Annotated in this window: 17 protein-coding genes; 5 read left to right on the top strand and 12 right to left on the bottom strand. The window is 62.9% G+C overall.

The genetic code is table 11. The annotated features are described in order from the left end of the window. Positions 1 to 396 carry a RidA family protein gene (locus tag JWV26_RS23500; protein ID WP_072423802.1) on the bottom strand — a complete coding sequence of 132 codons (396 nt, stop codon included), beginning with the start codon at positions 394 to 396 and terminating at the stop codon, positions 1 to 3. A gap of 140 nt (positions 397 to 536) precedes the next feature. Here JWV26_RS23500 and JWV26_RS23495 point away from each other — a divergent pair, with 140 nt between their 5' ends. The 4 genes from JWV26_RS23495 to JWV26_RS23480 all read left to right on the top strand — a co-directional run bounded on the left by JWV26_RS23495 (position 537) and on the right by JWV26_RS23480 (position 3,698). Then, positions 537 to 1,457: a LysR family transcriptional regulator gene (locus JWV26_RS23495; RefSeq protein WP_074918983.1), complete on the top strand. Its 921-nt coding sequence runs from the start codon at positions 537 to 539 to the stop codon at positions 1,455 to 1,457. 181 nt (positions 1,458 to 1,638) lie between these two features. Beyond that, positions 1,639 to 2,229, top strand: coding sequence for a TetR/AcrR family transcriptional regulator (locus JWV26_RS23490; RefSeq protein WP_072423804.1), 591 nt, complete (start codon positions 1,639 to 1,641; stop codon positions 2,227 to 2,229). 9 nt (positions 2,230 to 2,238) lie between these two features. Then, positions 2,239 to 2,718 carry a nuclear transport factor 2 family protein gene (locus tag JWV26_RS23485; RefSeq protein WP_017362971.1) on the top strand — a complete coding sequence of 160 codons (480 nt, stop codon included), beginning with the start codon at positions 2,239 to 2,241 and terminating at the stop codon, positions 2,716 to 2,718. A 68-nt stretch (positions 2,719 to 2,786) separates the two neighbouring features. Then, complete coding sequence (locus JWV26_RS23480) at positions 2,787 to 3,698, top strand: LysR family transcriptional regulator (protein ID WP_206417934.1); 912 nt, start codon at positions 2,787 to 2,789, stop codon at positions 3,696 to 3,698. A 7-nt stretch (positions 3,699 to 3,705) separates the two neighbouring features. Here the strand turns inward: JWV26_RS23480 and JWV26_RS23475 are convergent, their stop codons facing one another. Continuing rightward, a complete protein-coding gene (locus JWV26_RS23475; protein ID WP_017362973.1) occupies positions 3,706 to 3,984 on the bottom strand; it encodes a peptidylprolyl isomerase in 279 nt (92 codons plus the stop codon). A gap of 148 nt (positions 3,985 to 4,132) precedes the next feature. On the opposite strand from JWV26_RS23475, the gene JWV26_RS23470 reads away from it, so the two are divergent. Then, positions 4,133 to 5,353, top strand: a complete 1,221-nt coding sequence (locus JWV26_RS23470) for a PilT/PilU family type 4a pilus ATPase (RefSeq protein ID WP_206417933.1) — start codon at positions 4,133 to 4,135, stop codon at positions 5,351 to 5,353. A 154-nt stretch (positions 5,354 to 5,507) separates the two neighbouring features. On the opposite strand, the gene JWV26_RS23465 is transcribed toward JWV26_RS23470, so the two are convergent. The 10 genes from JWV26_RS23465 to JWV26_RS23420 form a co-directional block, all read right to left on the bottom strand. Beyond that, positions 5,508 to 6,248, bottom strand: coding sequence for a substrate-binding periplasmic protein (locus JWV26_RS23465; protein WP_072423807.1), 741 nt, complete (start codon positions 6,246 to 6,248; stop codon positions 5,508 to 5,510). A 72-nt stretch (positions 6,249 to 6,320) separates the two neighbouring features. Then, positions 6,321 to 7,274 (bottom strand): GGDEF domain-containing protein, encoded by a 954-nt coding sequence (locus JWV26_RS23460; protein WP_206417932.1) that lies wholly within the window; start codon positions 7,272 to 7,274, stop codon positions 6,321 to 6,323. After that, the gene (locus tag JWV26_RS23455) at positions 7,261 to 8,088 is read right to left on the bottom strand and encodes an alpha/beta fold hydrolase (RefSeq protein WP_206417931.1); all 828 of its coding nucleotides are present in this window, start codon (positions 8,086 to 8,088) and stop codon (positions 7,261 to 7,263) included. Before JWV26_RS23455 ends, JWV26_RS23460 begins: the two co-directional genes overlap by 14 nt. A 105-nt stretch (positions 8,089 to 8,193) precedes the next feature. Further along, positions 8,194 to 10,155: an acetoacetate--CoA ligase gene (locus tag JWV26_RS23450; RefSeq protein WP_206417930.1), complete on the bottom strand. Its 1,962-nt coding sequence runs from the start codon at positions 10,153 to 10,155 to the stop codon at positions 8,194 to 8,196. A 221-nt stretch (positions 10,156 to 10,376) separates the two neighbouring features. Next, positions 10,377 to 11,276: a hydroxymethylglutaryl-CoA lyase gene (locus tag JWV26_RS23445; protein ID WP_206417929.1), complete on the bottom strand. Its 900-nt coding sequence runs from the start codon at positions 11,274 to 11,276 to the stop codon at positions 10,377 to 10,379. A gap of 176 nt (positions 11,277 to 11,452) precedes the next feature. After that, complete coding sequence (locus JWV26_RS23440; RefSeq protein ID WP_277425986.1) at positions 11,453 to 13,381, bottom strand: acetyl/propionyl/methylcrotonyl-CoA carboxylase subunit alpha; 1,929 nt, start codon at positions 13,379 to 13,381, stop codon at positions 11,453 to 11,455. A 2-nt stretch (positions 13,382 to 13,383) separates the two neighbouring features. Next, positions 13,384 to 14,178: a gamma-carboxygeranoyl-CoA hydratase gene (locus JWV26_RS23435; protein WP_206417927.1), complete on the bottom strand. Its 795-nt coding sequence runs from the start codon at positions 14,176 to 14,178 to the stop codon at positions 13,384 to 13,386. 93 nt (positions 14,179 to 14,271) lie between these two features. After that, on the bottom strand, positions 14,272 to 15,879 hold the full coding sequence (locus JWV26_RS23430; protein ID WP_206417926.1) for a carboxyl transferase domain-containing protein: 1,608 nt from the start codon (positions 15,877 to 15,879) through the stop codon (positions 14,272 to 14,274). Between the two features lie 124 nt (positions 15,880 to 16,003). Beyond that, the gene (locus tag JWV26_RS23425) at positions 16,004 to 17,167 is read right to left on the bottom strand and encodes an isovaleryl-CoA dehydrogenase (RefSeq protein ID WP_206417925.1); all 1,164 of its coding nucleotides are present in this window, start codon (positions 17,165 to 17,167) and stop codon (positions 16,004 to 16,006) included. A gap of 35 nt (positions 17,168 to 17,202) precedes the next feature. Continuing rightward, positions 17,203 to 17,583: a MerR family transcriptional regulator gene (locus tag JWV26_RS23420; RefSeq protein WP_017676704.1), complete on the bottom strand. Its 381-nt coding sequence runs from the start codon at positions 17,581 to 17,583 to the stop codon at positions 17,203 to 17,205. Positions 17,584 to 17,597: the final 14 nt, after the last annotated feature.

Genomic DNA, 17,597 nt, shown 5'->3' with positions numbered 1-17,597 from the left:
TCATTCCGGCAGCTTGGCGATCACCTTGATCTCGAAGTCGAAGCCAGACAGCCAGGTGACACCGATAGCGGTCACCGTCGGGTAGGGTGCTTCGCCCCAATAATCGGCAGCCACTTCCCAGATGGTTTCGAATTCGGCGTGCGGGTTGACCATGAAAATAGTGGTGTCGACCACGTCTTCGAAGCTGCTGCCAGCCTCCGCGAGGATCGCATTGAGGTTGGTGAAGGCCAGGCGCACCTGTTCCTTCAGATCAGGCTCGGGCGAGCCGTCCTTGCGGCTGCCGACCTGGCCGGATACGAACAGAAAACCGTTGGAACGAATCGCTGGCGAATAGCGATGAAGTTCGTACAGGTCATGGCGGTCGGCCGGGAAAACCACATCACGTTTGCTGCTCATTGTTGCCTCCATCTGGGCCACTACGGCCCGCTGTTAACGATGGAATCACTTTAAAAACACGGTCGGGCTGGATAAACGAGCAACTCTGGTCATGACTGTTTGTAGAATCCAAACAATCATGAGCTTAAGAGAGACGTGAAATGGATCGTTTCGATGCGATGCAGGCCTTCGCCCGTGTGGTGGAAACCGGCAGTTTCACCAAGGCAGCCGCCACCCTGCACATGAGCAAGACCAGCGTGACCCAGCTCGTGCAGCAGCTGGAGGCACGGCTGCGCGTGCGCCTGCTCAACCGCACCACGCGCAAGGTCAACGTCACCGCTGACGGGGCGGCCTACTACGAGCGTGTGGTGCGTCTGCTGGCGGATATCGACGATGCCGAGACCAGCCTGTCCAGCGCGTCGATGGCGCCACGCGGCCGCCTGCGCGTGGACGTGCCCAGCCCCTTCGCACGCATGCTGCTGATTCCGGCCTTGCCGGCTTTCTATGCGCGCTATCCGGAAATCCAGCTGACCATGGGCGTGAGCGACCGTCTCATCGACATCATCGGTGAGAACGTCGACTGCGTGGTGCGCGGCGGTGAGATCACCGATCAATCGCTGATCGCGCGGCATGTCGGTGATCTGCAACTCGGCATATATGCGACGCCGGGTTATCTGCGACGCGCCGGCACGCCGATGCATCCGCGCGAGCTGGAGGCGGCTGGTCATCACACCGTGGGTTTTCTCTGGTCGCGCACCGGCAAGGCCTTGCCCTATGCGATGCAGCGGGGTGAAGAACGCATCGAGGCCCATGGCCGCCCGCTGCTGACGGTCGACGATGGCAACGCCTATCTGGCTGCGGGGCTGGCGGGCCTGGGCATGCTCTGGCTGCCGCATTACATGGCCAAACCACACCTGGCTAGCGGTGAACTGGTGCGTCTGTTCGAGGATTGGCAGATGAAACCGATGCCGATGTACCTGGCTTTCCCGCCGAACCGCCATGTCAGCGCCAAGCTGCGGGTATTCATCGACTGGGTGGTGGCGCTGATGGCCGAGCATGCGCCAGTGTTGCCGCGGCATTGAGTCATAGCCCTGTGACTGGATCCACCCCTGGAACCGGCGCGGTCGGCATCGGACCAGGTGTCGCGGATCTCAGCAGAAGCCTGGTCGAGATGCCGTTGATCCTGTGTTTCGAGAATTGAGTTGACTCTAGAGAATGATCGTTCTACATTGTGGAGAACGATCATTCTCTATGGTTTGAACCATGCTCGAAGACGCCTCTCTACAGAACCGTTTGCTGCAAGCCACCGAAAGCCTGGTTTATGCCGGCGGTATCAACGCCACCGGCATGGACGCCATCGTCAAGGCCTCGGGTGTAGCGCGCAAAAGCATCTATCGCCTCTATCCGACCAAGGAAGCGCTGATCGCTGCCGCGTTGCGCGCGCGTGATGAGCGCTGGATGCAATGGTTCATCGCCGGCACTTCTGCGGGATCGCCGAGCGAGCGGCTACTGGCCGTGTTCCCACTGCTGCGCAGTTGGTTCTCGGCACCTGACTTCCATGGCTGTGCCTTCATCAATGCGGCGGGGGAGGTTGGTGATCCCGACAGCGAGATCCGCGCCGTCGCGTTGCTGCACAAACAACGTCTGTTGGCGTATCTGAACGAACTGACCACGGCCAGCGGCTTTGCCGATCCCGAGGAAATGGCCAGGCAGTTTCTCCTGCTGATCGATGGCGCAACGGCCGTCGCCATGGTCACCGGCCAGGTCGACGCGGCCGACACTGCTGGTCGCACTGCGCAACTGCTCCTACAAACCCTGTCGCCCAGCAATGGGCTCAATCCCCCGCAAGCCTGAGGTGCCGTCATGTCGTCAAATACTGAAGTTCGTCCTCCGTTGCCGCCGTTCACTCGCGAGAGCGCCATCGAGAAAGTGCGCCTGGCCGAGGATGGCTGGAACAGCCGCGATGCAGCCAAGGTCGCGCTGGCCTACAGCCTAGATACGCGCTGGCGTAACCGCGCTGAGTTCGCCAATGGTCGCGATCAGGCGCGTGCATTTCTCGAGCGCAAGTGGGCCAAGGAGCTGGAGTACCGCCTGATCAAGGAACTCTGGGCGTTCACCGACAACCGCATCGCGGTGCGTTACGCCTATGAGTGGCGCGACGACTCGGGTAACTGGTTTCGCTCCTACGGCAATGAAAACTGGGAGTTCGGTGCCGACGGCCTGATGATCAATCGTTATGCCTGTATCAATGACTTGCCGATCCTGGAGTCCGAGCGCAAGTTCCGCTGGCCTCAGGGGCGTCGTCCTGACGATCATCCAGGGCTCTCCGAACTGGGGCTCTGATCGGGTTATGTGGGCACGGGAGTTGCTGCTTTAATGCGCCAATAAACCTGTGCCCCGAGGCCCCCTGGATGAATCGCAACGACCTGCGCCGCGTCGACCTGAATCTGCTGGTGATCTTCGAAATCCTGATGTTCGAGAAGAACCTGACCCGTGCCGCCGAGAAACTCTTCCTCGGCCAGCCGGCAGTCAGTGCGGCGCTGGCCCGGCTGCGTGATCTGTTCGACGATCCGCTGCTGGTGCGTAATGGTCGTGGTTTTGAACCGACGGCGCGAGCGCTGGCGATTCTCAAGGAGCTGCAGCCGGCCATGGACACCATTTCGGGTGCAGTCAGTCGTGCTCGCGAGTTCAACCCGGCCAGCAACCGCGACACCTTCCGCATCGGTCTGTCCGATGATGCCGAGTTCGGCCTGTTCCCGGCCTTGCTCAAGCAGATTCGCGAAGAGGCGCCGGAGGTAGTGATCGTGGTGCGGCGGGTCAACTTCCTGTTGATGTCATCGATGTTGGCCTCGGGGGAAATCTCCGTTGGCGTCAGCTACACCACCGAGCTGCCGGCCAACGCCAAGCGGCGCAAGCTGCGCGAGATGAAGGTCAAGGTGCTGCGCGGCGATGACCGCCCTGGCGCGCTGACGCTGGACGAGTACTGCTCGCGTCCGCATGCGCTGGTGTCGTTCTCGGGGGATCTGTGCGGCAACATCGACAACGACCTGGCGCGTCTGGATCGCTCGCGTCGCGTGGTGCTGGCGGTGCCGCAGTTCAGTGGCTTGCGCTCGATCATCGCTGGTACGGAAATGCTCGCCACGGTACCGGATTTCGCCGCGGCAGCATTGATCGAAGGGACCCGCCTGCGTGCCGATGACCCGCCATTCGAGCTGGTCAATTCGGATCTGTCGATGGTCTGGAGCGGGGTGACCGACAACGACCCTGCCGAGCGTTGGCTCAGAAGCAAGATCATCGAGTTCATGAGTGAGCCAGGCGCCTGAGCAGGGCTCAGTCGCGATAGAACACCTGGATCAGGTGATAGCCGAACTGGGTTTTCACCGGGCCGTGTACTTCACGCAGCGCCTTCTTGAAGATCACCTGATCCACCGCACGCACCATCTGCCCGGGCCTTACTTCACCGAGGTCGCCACCTTTCTTGCCGGAGGGGCAGGTGGAGTGCTTGCGTGCCAGCACATCGAAGGCTTCGCCGGCGGCAATGCGCTTCTTCAGCGCGGCGGCTTCCGCTTCGGTCTTGACCAGGATGTGGCGGGCCATTGCCTTTGCCATTGATGGGTTCCTCAAATCTGTCAGGGCGCTATTGTGCCAGCATTCATTGCGCCAGCAGAATGGCGTCAATTTTATGGGTTGTGTGTTGTCCGCGGCGCGGATGAATCATGGCCTATGGTATTTCAATCGCGCTCACGGAAACGCCGCCATGGATCTCCAAGCAATGCTGAAAATCCTGTCCACTCAGGATGGTTCCGATCTCTATCTGTCTACCGGCGCGCCGCCCTGCGCGAAGTTCAATGGCGTGCTCAAGGCGCTGAGCCAGGAGCCGATGAAGGCGGGCGATGTGGCGGCCATTGCCGATTCGATCATGGACGGTGCCCAGCGTGAGGAATTCGAGCGCGAACTGGAGATGAACCTGGCGATATCGTTGGCCGGTGTGGGGCGTTTTCGCATCAATATCTTCAAGCAGCGCAACGAGGTGTCCATCGTCGCGCGCAACATCAAGCTGGATATTCCGCGCTTCGAAGACCTCAAACTGCCCGAAGTGCTGCTCGGCACGGTGATGGAAAAACGCGGCCTGGTGCTGTTCGTCGGCGGTACCGGCTCGGGCAAGTCGACTTCCCTGGCGGCGCTGATCGACTACCGCAACCGCAACAGCGGCGGCCATATCATCACCATCGAAGACCCGGTGGAGTACGTGCACCGGCACAAGAAATCGATCATCAACCAGCGTGAGGTGGGCGTGGACACCCGCAGCTTCCATGCCGCGCTGAAGAACACCCTGCGCCAGGCGCCGGACGTGATTCTGATCGGCGAGATCCGCGACCGCGAGACCATGGAGCATGCCCTGGCCTTTGCCGATACCGGGCACCTGGCGATTTCCACATTGCATGCCAACAACGCCAACCAGGCGCTGGATCGCATCATCAACTTCTTTCCGGAAGACCGCCGCCCGCAGTTGCTCAACGACCTCGGCAACAACCTCAAGGCATTCGTTTCGCAGCGTCTGGTCAAGACCGTCGACGGCAAGCGCCGCGCCGCGGTGGAGGTGATGCTGGGTACGCCGACGGTGCGCGATCTGATCAAGCGCAACGAGTTTTCCGAGCTCAAGGAAATCATGGAGAAATCCAAGAACCTCGGCATGCAGACCTTCGATCAGGCGCTGATCGACCTGGTGCACGAAGGTGCGATCGACGAAGAGGAGGCGGTGAAGAACGCTGACTCGGCGAACAACGTGCGCCTGAAGCTCAAGCTCCATCGCGACAATCCGGCCAATGCCAAGCCTGCACCCGCCGCCGCTGCGCCGGTGGTAGCGCCGGCTCCTGCACCGAAAGCCGCTGCCGCAGGTGACTGGGGGCTGGAGCTGAAACTGGAGGATATCGAGCAGGAGCAACCGCCGGAAGACCCGGGGCGGCAGGGGATTTAGGGTCTGTACGAAAAGTCGCCGAGCGAAGGTCAGGCAAGGCAAAAACAGGCGAAGAACGGACTGGGCTCGCATTCGAGTTTACGTGCTGTATATGAGCATTCTGAGCCTGTTTTTAACGCAGCATCACCGAGCGCAGGCATTTTTCGTACAGAGCCTAGGGGTCGGGCTGCAGCGGCAGATAGGCCTGACGCAGCCGCTGGCTGACACCCTCCTGTTCCAGTTCGCTGATGGCGGCGCGCAGCTGTGCGACCAGATCCCCGTCGCAGTCCTTCGAGCAGCCCAGATACAGGCCGGTACTGGCCAGGGTCGGGCTCCTGCGCAGATTCTGCTCGCGATAGGCCGAGCTTTCCCAGATGTACAGCGCCTCCGGCACCCCGGTGAACCAGGCGTCGATACGTCCAAGGCTGAGCAGATGGGTCGGGTTTTCGCCCAGCTTGAGTTGCACGATCTGCTCGTCGCTGAAGCCTTCACGCTGCAGGATGCCCACTTGCGCCGTGCCCAGACCGACACCTATGCGGCGATAGCGCTCTCGGGCCTGGGCGAAGTTCTCGACGGGTTCGTCGAGGCTGAAGAAGGCGCGCTCCAGCTCCATGATCGAGGCAATCCAGGTATATAGCTCCTCGCGCTCGGGCGTGCGCGACAGGGGAATGATCAGCATGTTCCTGCCCCTGGATACGCTGATCTGGGCTCTTGGCCAGGGTTCGGCGACGATGTCGGTGAGTTTGCCGATCCTGGCCAGCGCGGCCAGTACCACGTCACCTGCCATGCCGTGGCCGCCCTCGTAATGATGCAACGTCAGGGGTGGTGCGTCCGGCATGTACAGCTTGACTGGCTCATCGGCCGTTGCAGCTCCAGCAATGAGCAGGGCAACGAGCAGGCAGAGGGGGTTGGGCACTGGGAGCTTTCCGCTGTCACTGTGGCAGAAGTATAGAGGGCATTTGGGCGGCGGGCGTTCTGGCGCACGCAGCTACTCGTGCCGAATGCTGCGGTTCCTGCCCTGTGCTTTCGCGGTGTAGAGGGCCTTGTCGGCTACCGCGAGCAGGCGCTCCAGGTAGCGTTCGCAGGGTTTCAGACTGGCTATGCCGATGCTTACCGTGACCGCTTCGTTGGCGACCTCAAGTGCCTTGATCTGATCATGCACGCGCTCGGCGATGTCGCTGGCTTCGGCGAGATCGGCGTTGGGCAGCCATATCGCGAACTCTTCGCCGCCGTAGCGCACCACGCTGTCGCCACTGCGTACGCTGGCCAGAAGACGTTGCGCCATATCCACCAGAACGCGATCGCCCTCGGCGTGGCCGAAGCGATCATTGATCTGTTTGAAGTGATCGATATCGATCAGAAGGAGGCTGCCGCAAGCCATGTCGCTGACGCTGCCGAGCCACTGTTCGACGTGCACTGACAGCGCCCTGCGATTACTCAACGCAGTGAGGGGGTCGGTATGGCTCAGTTGTACAAGCTGCTCGGCTTCACTCTGAATTTCTACCGTGTAGTTGGCCAACTGGGCGTAGGCGCTCTGCAGCGCCAGGTTGGCCTTGGCCAGTTGTGCTGCGCTTTCCTGCGCCTGTTCGCGAGCCTTGAGCAGCTCTGCTTCGAAACGTTGGCGATCCTTGGCGACGAAGAACAGCCAGATGACCTCCGGCGCGCCATCGACTTCGCTGATGCGTGCGTTTGCCATGACGGGTATTGCCTGGCCGTTTTCTGATTGCAGTTGCAGGTAAAGCTCACTGAACTCGCCGTTGCGCAGCAACAGGGGCCAGGCGTAGGTTTGCAGGAAGATGCGACTGGCCGGCGGAAAGAACTGGTCCATGCCTTCGGCCGCGCCCGCACCTGCCAGGTGCTTGAAATCGCAATTGGAGTGCTTGATTCGGCCGTTGCAGTCAGTGACCAGTACCGGGCCGGGTAGGCGATCAAGATAGAGCACGTGTGCGTGCTCCCTGCAGGTAGCGATGCATGGCGGCGCTCACCAGTTCAGGATGACTCATGTGCGCGCAATGACCGCTGACGTCCAGCGTTTCCAGGGTGCTGCCCGTGAGTGCGGTATGCAGATAGTCGGCAACTGATGTCGGAACCAGTGCATCACGCTGGTGGTGCAGGATCAGGCTGGGCGACGGGCACGACTCTAGCGCCGGGCGGATATCGGAGAAGAAGGTGGCTTGAGCGAAGGCATGGGCCATGATTGGGTCGGTCGAGCAGAAGCTGTCGGAGAGCTGCCGGGTGACTGCGGGAGTCTCGTCGGCCGATACCAGTGGTGCGAACTGCTGGGCCCAGCCCAGATAGTTATGGGCCATCAGCTCCAGCAGTCCCTCCAGGTCACTGCGTTCGAACCCACCGCGATAGTCGGGCGGATCGTTGAGAAAACAGGGGGAGGGGCCGAGAAGAATCAGCCGGGAGAACAGCTCGGGCCGCTTGATGGCAGCAAGAATGCCGACGCTGCAACTGATCGAGTGGCCGACGAAGGTCAGATCACCTGAGAGTTCGAGCGCGTCGCATACTTCCAGAAGGTCCTCCACGTAGCCCTCCAGCTGGGTATAGCGGACAGGGTGGAAGGCGCTGGCATCGGAGCGGCCGCTGCCGACATAGTCAAACAGCACCTGGTGCCAGTGCTGGCTGAAGGCTGGCGTGACCTTGCTCCACATCTCCTGATTGCAACCGAAGCCGTGGCCATAGATGAGCGTTGGAGCATCGGCCGTTTCCGCTCTCAAGCGTTGAACGTTGTTGCGCTGGATGATGTTCATGTCGCCACCTTGCCATTTGCCGAGGAGGCCTTGGCCAGGACTCAGCTGCTGTGAAGACGAAAAAATGGCGCCAGTATAATGATTTTTCTGGCTAGTGGCTTATGGCTACAGCTCGCTTCGCAGCTCTGCCAGGCTGCGATACAGCTCCAGCGCTTGTGGGTTTGCCAAGGCATCGGTGTTCTTCACCGGGCGGCCGTGAACGACGTTGCGTACTGCGAGCTCGACGATCTTGCCGCTGAGGGTGCGCGGGATATCGGCGACCTGGATGATTTTCGCCGGCACGTGTCGCGGCGTGGTGTTGGTGCGGATCACTCGGCGAATCTCTTCGCGCAGGTTGTCGTCCAGCGTCACGCCATCACGCAGACGTACGAACAGCACCACGCGCACATCGCCCTGCCAATCCTGGCCAATGACGATGGACTCCAGCACCTGCGGCACCTTTTCCACCTGGCGATAGATCTCTGCGGTGCCGATGCGTACGCCGCCCGGGTTGAGCACGGCGTCGGAGCGGCCGTGGATGACCAGGCCGCCATGAGCGGTTTCCTCGGCATAATCGCCGTGGGCCCAGACGCCGGGGAACGTGGCGAAATAGGCAGCGCGGAATTTCTCGCCGTCTGCGTCGTTCCAGAAGCCCACGGGTATTGAAGGAAAGTGCCTGGCGCAGACCAGTTCACCTTTTTCCCCTGTCACCGCCTGGCCATTGTCGTTCCACACCTGCACGTCCATGCCCAGGCCCTTGCACTGCAGTTCACCGCGCCAGACTGGCAGGGTCGGGTTGCCCAGGGCGAAACAGGAGACGATGTCGGTGCCGCCGGAAATCGACGACAGGCACAGGTCACGTTTCACGTCGCGGTAGATGTACTCGAAGCTCTCGTGGGCCAGCGGCGAGCCGGTGGAAAGAATGGCCTTGAGCCTGCTCAGCTTGTGGCTTTCACGAGGTATGACGCCGGCTTTCTCCAGTGCGGCGATGAATTTGGCGCTGGTGCCGAAGATGGAGATGTCCTCGGCGTCGATCAGATCGATCAGGCGGGCAGGTTCGGGATGGAAGGGCGAGCCGTCGTAGAGCACCAGCGTGGCGCCCAGGGCCAGGCCGGAAATCAGCCAGTTCCACATCATCCAGCCGCAGGTTGTGTAGTAGAACAGGGTGTCGTCGGGCCCAAGGTCGGTATGCAGGCCCAGCTCCTTGACGTGTTGCAGCAGGGTGCCGCCGACACCGTGGACGATGCACTTGGGCACGCCGGTGGTGCCGCTGGAGTAGAGGATATACAGCGGTTGGTCGAAGGGCACTGGCGTGAACTGCGGCGCGCCGCCGGGTTGGTAGAAATCCTGCCAGAGGGTCGTCCGGGCAACTGACTTGTAATCAGTAGGGCTGGCCTCGTCGCGTGAGTAGGGCACGATAACCAGCCGTTCCAGGCTGGGCAGTTGCGGGAGGATTTCGTTCAGCTTGTCGGTCAGGTCGATTTGCTTGCCGGCATAGCGATAACCAGCAGCAGCGATCAGCACCTTGGGTTCGATCTGGCCGAAACGATCGATGACCCCCTGGGTGCCGAAATCCGGCGAGCAGCTCGACCAGGTGGCGCCGAGGCTGGCGGTGGCGAGCATGCCCACCACGGTCTGCCAGGTGTTGGGCATGAATGCAGCCACCCGATCACCGATGCCCACGCCCGAGTTTTGCAGGGCGCGTTGCAGCCCGGCGACATGGGCAGCCAGTTGCGCATGGCTGAGCTGTTCGCGACTGCCATCTTCGCCGATGGCCACCAGCGCTGGATGACCGTCACGGCGGCGCAGCAGATGCTCGGCAAAATTCAGGGTGGCGCCGGGAAACCACTGCGCATCCGGCATCGCCGGGCCTTCGCGCAGTACACGTTCGGCGGGCGCGTGGAAACGAATGTCGAAGTAGTCGACGATGGCCTGCCAGAAGGCTTCGCGTTGCTCGACGCTCCAGGCATGCAGGGCAGGGTAGTCGGCCAGGTGCAGGGCATGGCGGTCGTTGATGAAACGGCGGAAGGCATCCATTCGGCTGGCGGCGATACGCTCGGCGGAAGGCGTCCACAGAGGTTGCTGCATGGTCAGTCCTCGTCGTTCTTGTCCCTGGGCTTCAGCTTAGTGCGTTCGGGGCATTTGACCTTTAACTCAGACGACCTTTGCTGCTATCGCACCGACTTTCTCATCGGCTCCGAAACTCTGGATAAAACGACGGGGCGATACGCTGCAGCCCCTTGTAGGAGCGGCTTTAGCCGCGAAAATCGCGGATGAATCCGCTCCTACAGTGCAGAAGGCGATGACATCTATTGGCTCAGGCGAGCACGCGCGACCCGCGAGCCGTTGGCCTTGCCCAGCACGTTGCAGATGCGTTGTCCTGCAGCGATCAGTTTGTCGATCTCCACGCCAGTCTCGATGCCCAGGCCCTGCAGCAGGTAGAGCACGTCTTCGCTGGCCACGTTGCCGGTGGCGCCCTTGGCGTAGGGACAGCCGCCCAGGCCGGCCACCGAGCTGTCGAACACACTGATGCCTTCGAGCAGGCTGGCGTAGATGTTGGCCAGGGCCTGGCCATAGGTGTCGTGGAAATGCCCGGCGAGCCTGTCGCGCGGGATGTCGCGAGCGACCACCTCAAGCATCGAGCGCGTCTTGCCAGCGGTGCCGGTGCCGATGGTATCGCCCAGCGACACCTCGTAGCAGCCCATGGCGTAAAGCTCACGGGCGACGCTGGCGACCTGCTCGGGCGCGATTTCGCCATCGTAGGGGCAGCCCAGTACACAGGACACGTAGCCGCGTACGCGTACATCCGCCGCCTTCGCCGCCTCCATCAGCGGTACGAAGCGCTGCAGGCTGTCGGCGATGGAACAGTTGATGTTCTTCTGTGAGAAGGCCTCGCTGGCGGCGGCGAACACCGCCACTTCCTCGACCTTTGCCTCCAACGCGGCTTCGAGGCCTTTCAGGTTGGGTGTCAGGGCGGCGTAGGAGACGCCCGGCTGGCGCTGAATGCCGGCGAACACCTCGGCAGAGCCCGCCATCTGCGGCACCCATTTGGGCGAGACGAAGCTACCTACCTCGATATAGCTCAGACCGGCTGCTGTCAGATCGTCCACCAGGCGTACCTTGTCGGCGACGCTGATCGGTTGCTTCTCGTTCTGCAGGCCGTCGCGCGGGCCGACTTCGACCAAGCGTACGGATTTGGGCAAGCTCATCAGGGTGTCCTCATTTGTGTTCGGCTGTAGAGCGTAGGGCGGACATCGCTTTTTATGTCCGCCGTGATCCGGTGAGTCGTAGGGCGGGTGCAACCCGCCAACACGATCTGGCGGGTTGCACCCGCCCTACACAGAGTAGAATCGGTGGGCTGAAACAGATTGGCGCCTGGCCCGCCCTAGGGTTCGAGCTCCACCAGCACCGCACCTTCGCTGACCATTTCCCCTTCGCGGCAGTAAAGCGCCTTGACCGTCCCGGCTTCCGGCGCACGAATGCTGTGTTCCATTTTCATCGCCTCCAGTACCACCAGGGCTGCGCCGGCCTCGACCGCCTGGCCGGGTTCGACCAGTACACGGACGATGCTGCCGTTCATGGGCGCGCTCAAGCCACCGTGCTGGGCATGGCTGGCTTCTGCGGCGGCAATGGGGTCGAAGCGGGTGATCGCGTGCAGTTCACCGCGCCATTGCAGGTAGAGGGTTTCGCCACGGCGAATGGCGCGTAGACGCTGGCGCGTGCCGTCGATCTCCGCCAGCAGCGCTTCACCCTGCAAGCACGCCCGGTTGCTCGCGCGCACTTTGCGGCTCTCGCCCTGACTGCTCAGGTGCAGCTCGATTTCCGCTTTGCTGCCGGCGCGCCAGCCACTGCGGGTCGCCCAGGGCGAATGCGGATCATCGTCGCGCTCTTGCGGCGCCTCGCTCTGTACCCAGGCATCGGCTGCCAGTTGCCAGAACGCCTCCGGTAACTCGCCCGGAGCGGGCAGCAACTGCTGCTGATGGCGCGGGATAAAGCCCGTATCCAGCTCGCATGCGGCGAAGGCCGGATGGGCGAGGATGCGACGCAGGAACGCCAGGTTGGTCTTCACGCCGCCGACCAGGGTATCGCCGAGCATGGCCAACAGGCGCAGGCGCGCCTGCTCGCGGTTTTCGCCCCAGGCGATCAGCTTGCCCAGCATCGGGTCGTAGAAGGGCGAGACGCTGTCACCCTCGGCCACGCCGCTGTCGATGCGCCGACCGTCACCGCTGGTGGCTTCGCGGTACAGGGCCAGGGTGCCGGTGGCGGGGAGAAAATCGTGATCCGGGTCTTCGGCGTACAACCGCACCTCGATCGCATGGCCGTTGAGCGGCACCTGCTGTTGGGTGATCGGCAGCGATTCGCCGCGAGCAACGCGAATCTGCCAGGCCACCAGGTCGAGGCCGGTGATGGCTTCGGTGACCGGGTGCTCGACCTGCAGTCGGGTGTTCATCTCCATGAAGAAGAAGTCGCCACGCTCGTCGAGCAGAAATTCCACCGTGCCGGCGCCGACGTAGCCAATGGCCTGCGCCGCCTTGACCGCAGCTTCGCCCATGGCGCGGCGCAGCTCGGGGCTCAGGCCAGGCGCCGGCGCCTCCTCGACCACCTTCTGGTGGCGCCGCTGGATCGAGCAGTCGCGCTCGTTGAGGTACAGGCAGTTGCCGTGCTGGTCGGCGAAGACCTGAATCTCCACGTGACGCGGCTTGAGCACGTATTTTTCCACCAGCATGCGCGAGTCGCCGAAGGCCGACTGCGCTTCGCGCTGCGCCGACTCCAGCGTTTCGGCGAGCTGCGCCTCCGACTCGGCGACCTTCATGCCTTTGCCACCGCCGCCGGCAGCGGCCTTGAGCAGCACTGGGTAGCCGATGCGTTTGGCGGCCTCGCGGAAGGTGTCGATATCCTGCTTGTCACCGTGGTAGCCCGGTACCAGTGGCACGCCGGCAGCCTCCATCAGCGACTTGGCCGCCGACTTGCTGCCCATGGCTTCGATGGCCGAGGCGGGCGGGCCGAGGAAGATCAATCCGGCTTGTTCGATGGCGCGGGCGAAGCCGGCATTCTCCGAGAGAAAGCCGTAGCCGGGGTGAATGGCCTGCGCGCCGCTGGTCTTGGCGGCGGCGATGATCTTGTCGATCAGCAGGTAGCTTTCGCCAGGCTTGGCGCCGCCGAGATTCACCGCCATGTCGGCTTCACGCACATGCCGTGCATTGGCATCGATGGCGCTGTGCACGGCCACGGTACGGATGCCCATGGCCTTGGCCGTGCGCATCACGCGGCAGGCGATCTCGCCACGGTTGGCGACCAGCAGGGTGTCGATCATGATCATTGCTCCTGCCAGGCGGGTTGGCGTTTTTCCAGGAAGGCGCGCAGGCCTTCCTGGCCCTCGACGCTGACGCGCAGGCGGGCGATGGCGTTTTCGGTGTAGCGGCGCAGGGCTGGGGTCAGCTCGCCACTGCCGACTTCGCGCAGCAGATCCTTGCTGGCGCGCATGGCTTGCGGGCTGTTCTGTAGCAGATTGACGACCCAGGCTTCGACCTGAGCGTCCAGCTCACCAATCGGAAAGCACTCGGCGAGCAGGCCCAGTTCGCGGGCACGCTTGCCGTCGAAGCGCTCGGCGGTGAGCGCGTAACGCTTGGCCGCCCGTTCTCCAATGGCCTGTACGACAAAGGGGCTGATCACCGCCGGGGCCAGGCCGATGCGTACCTCGGACAGCGAGAACAGGCTGTCCTCGGCGCCGATGGCCATGTCGCAGCAACTGACCAGGCCCACCGCACCGCCGAAGGCCGCGCCCTGCACCACGGCCAGGGTGGGGATCTTCAGGGCGGCTAGGTTGTACATCAGCTCGGCCAGTTCGCGGGCGTCGCTGAGGTTGGCGTTGTAGTCGAGCTCGGCGGCCTGCTGCATCCAGGCCAGGTCGGCGCCAGCGGAAAAGTGCTTGCCACGGCCACGCAGGACGAGGAAACGCAGGCTCTTGTCTTCACCGACGGCATCGAGGGCGAGGATCAGCTCGCGGATCATCTCGGCGTTGAAGGCGTTGTTTTTCTCCGGGCGGTTCAGCCACAAGGTGGCGAAGCCGCGTGGGTCTTTCTCAAGCTGTATGGTGGTGAAGTCGGTCATGGCAATGGGCTCGAAATATGCGCTGGCTCTGGTGGGAGGGGCTTTAGCCGCGAGCTTTGCTGTGGCTGTCGCGGCTAAAGCCCCTCCCACGGATTACATACGGAACACGCCAAAGCGGGTCGGCTCGATCGGTGCGTTGAGGCTGGCGGACAGGGCCAGGGCCAGTACGTCGCGGGTCTGTGCCGGATCGATCACACCGTCGTCCCACAGCCTCGCGCTGGAGTAGTAGGCATGCGCCTGCTTCTCGTACTGCTCGACGATGGGTTGCTTGAGGCGCTGTTCGTCCTCGTCCGAATAATGCTGACCGGCGCGCTCGGCCTGCTCGCGCTTGACCTGCACCAGTACGCCGGCAGCCTGTTGCGCACCCATCACGCCGATCCGCGCGTTGGGCCACATCCACAGGAAGCGTGGGTCGTAGGCACGGCCGCACATACCGTAGTTACCGGCGCCGAAGCTGCCGCCGATGATCACGGTGAACTTCGGCACCTGGGCGCAGGCCACGGCGGTGACCAGCTTGGCGCCGTGCTTGGCGATACCGCCTTCTTCGTACTTCTTGCCGACCATGAAGCCGGTGATGTTCTGCAGGAACAGCAGCGGAATGCCGCGCTGGCAGGCCAGTTCGATGAAGTGCGCGCCTTTCTGCGCCGATTCCGCAAACAAGATGCCGTTATTCGCCAGGATCGCCACCGGGTAGCCATTGATACGGGCGAAGCCGCACACCAGGGTGGTGCCGAACAGCGCCTTGAATTCATCCAACTGCGAGTCGTCGACGATACGTGCGATCACCTCGCGTACATCGAAGGGTTGCTTGGCGTCGGCCGGGATCACCCCGTACAGCTCCTCGGCCGGGTAGCGCGGGGCGATGGGCGCGCGGCTGTCGAGTTGGCCGAGCTTGCGCCAGTTCAAATTGCTGATGCTGCGTCGGGCCAGGGCCAGGGCGTGCTCGTCGTCCTCGGCATAGTGGTCGGCCACACCGCTGGTCTTGCAGTGCACGTCGGCCCCGCCCAGTCCCTCGGCGCTCACCACCTCCCCGGTGGCAGCCTTCACCAGGGGCGGGCCGGCGAGGAAGATGGTCGCCTGTTCGCGCACCATGATGGTCTCGTCACTCATGGCCGGCACGTAGGCGCCACCGGCAGTGCATGAACCCATGACCACGGCGATCTGCGGAATGCCCAGCGCGCTCATGTTGGCCTGGTTGAAGAAGATCCGGCCGAAATGCTCGCGATCCGGGAACACATCGTCCTGACGCGGCAGGTTGGCGCCGCCGGAGTCCACCAGGTAGATGCAGGGCAGGCGGTTCTCGCGGGCGATGGCCTGGGCGCGCAGGTGTTTCTTCACCGTCAGCGGGTAGTAGGAGCCGCCTTTTACCGTGGCGTCGTTGGCCACGATCATGCACTCGACACCTTCGACACGACCGATGCCTGCGATCACCCCGGCGGCGGGCACGTCTTCGCCGTAGACCTCATGGGCGGCGAGCTGGCCGATCTCGAGAAAGGGCGAGCCGGGATCGAGCAGGCGATTGATGCGTTCGCGCGGCAGCAGCTTGCCACGCGACGTGTGGCGCTCCTGCGCCTTGGCGCCGCCGCCTTCGTGGATGCGGGCGAGCAGGGCGCGTAGGTCGCCCACCTGCTCGAGCATGGCCGCCTGATTGGTGGTGAACTCTGGTGAGCGGGTATTGATCTGGGTATGCAGGATGGCCATCGGTGGCGCTCCGATTTTGATTTATCCCCCCTCTGCCCGCTTGCGGGAGAGGGGCCGGGGGAGAGGGTGGTGCAGGCCACTCAGAGCCCCTCTCCCACAAGTGGGAGAGGGAACAGACCGAGTATCACTTGGTCTCGTTGAACAGTTCGCGGCCGATCAGCATGCGGCGGATTTCGCTGGTGCCGGCGCCGATCTCGTAGAGCTTGGCGTCACGCAGCAGGCGGCCGGCCGGGTATTCGTTGGTGTAGCCGTTGCCTCCCAGCAGCTGGATGGTATCCAGGGCCATCCTGGTGGCCATCTCGGCGGTGTAGAGGATCACGGCGGCGGCGTCCTTGCGCGACTCCTCGCCGCGGTCGCAGGCCTTGGCCACGTTGTACAGGTAGGACTTGGAGGCATTCATGCCGGCGTACATGTCGGCGAGCTTGCCTTGCACCAGTTGAAATTCGCCGATGGACTGCTTGAACTGCTGGCGCTCATGCACGTAGGGCAGCACCACGTCCATGCAGGCGCTCATGATCCCGGTCGGGCCGCCGGAGAGCACGGTGCGCTCGTAGTCCAGGCCGCTCATCAGCACGCGCACGCCACCGCCCTCGACGCCTAAGATGTTCTCTTCCGGTACTTCGCAGTCCTCGAACACCAGTTCGCAGGTGTTGGAGCCGCGCATGCCCAGCTTGTCCAGCTTCTGGTGGCGGGAGAAGCCCTTGAAGTCGCGCTCGACGATGAAGGCGGTCATGCCGCGCGAGCCGGCGTTGATGTCGGTCTTGGCGTAGATCACGTAGGTGTGGGCGTCCGGGCCGTTGGTGATCCACATCTTGTTGCCGTTGAGCACGTAGCGGTCGCCGCGTTTTTCCGCGCGCAGCTTCATCGACACCACGTCGGAACCGGCATTGGGCTCGCTCATGGCCAGAGCGCCGATATGCTCGCCGGAGCACAGCTTGGGCAGGTACTTCTGCTTCTGCGCCTCGCTACCGTTCTTGTGGATCTGATTGACGCAGAGGTTGGAGTGCGCGCCGTAGGACAGACCCACCGAGGCCGAGGCACGGCTGATCTCTTCCATGGCCAGCACATGCGCCAGATAGCCCATGTCGGTGCCGCCATACTCTTCCTTGACCGTCATGCCGAGCAGGCCCATGTCACCGAACTTGCGCCACATGTCCATGGGGAATTCGTTGTCTCGGTCGATCTGCGCGGCACGTGGTGCCAGCTCGTTCTGGGCGAACTGATGTACCGAGTCGCGCAGCATGTCGAGGGTTTCGCCGAGGCCGAAATTGAGGGTGGGGTAGCTCATGGGGTCACCTGCTGTTGTTCTTGTCGTGGGGGCGATTACGCGGTCGTTTCGGCCAAGGCAGCGAGACAGCGCTCCTCGGCGGTATCCAGTTCCAGCTGCATCTGCTGGATATCCAGTAACTGTTGTTCAAGCTGCAGACGGCGCTCGGCGATCTTGCCCATGAAGGTCTCCAGCTGCTTGCGGCTGCCGGTTTCCGGGTCGTAGAGCTCGATCAGCTCGCGGCATTCGGCCAGCGAGAAGCCGATGCGCTTGCCGCGCAGGATGAGTTTCAGCGTCACCTTGTCCTTGGCGCTGTAGACGCGTTCCTGGCCACGCCGCTCCGGCGCGAGCATGCCTTGCTCCTCGTAGAAGCGGATGGCGCGAGTGGTGATGTCCAGTTCGCGGGCCAGATCGGAGATGGAGTAGGTGGTTGCCATGGTCATTGCTCGTT

The sequence above is a fragment of the Ectopseudomonas toyotomiensis genome (assembly GCF_017167985.1).
Lineage (GTDB): Bacteria > Pseudomonadota > Gammaproteobacteria > Pseudomonadales > Pseudomonadaceae > Aquipseudomonas > Aquipseudomonas toyotomiensis.
This window is presented reverse-complemented; position numbering and strand designations above follow the sequence as displayed.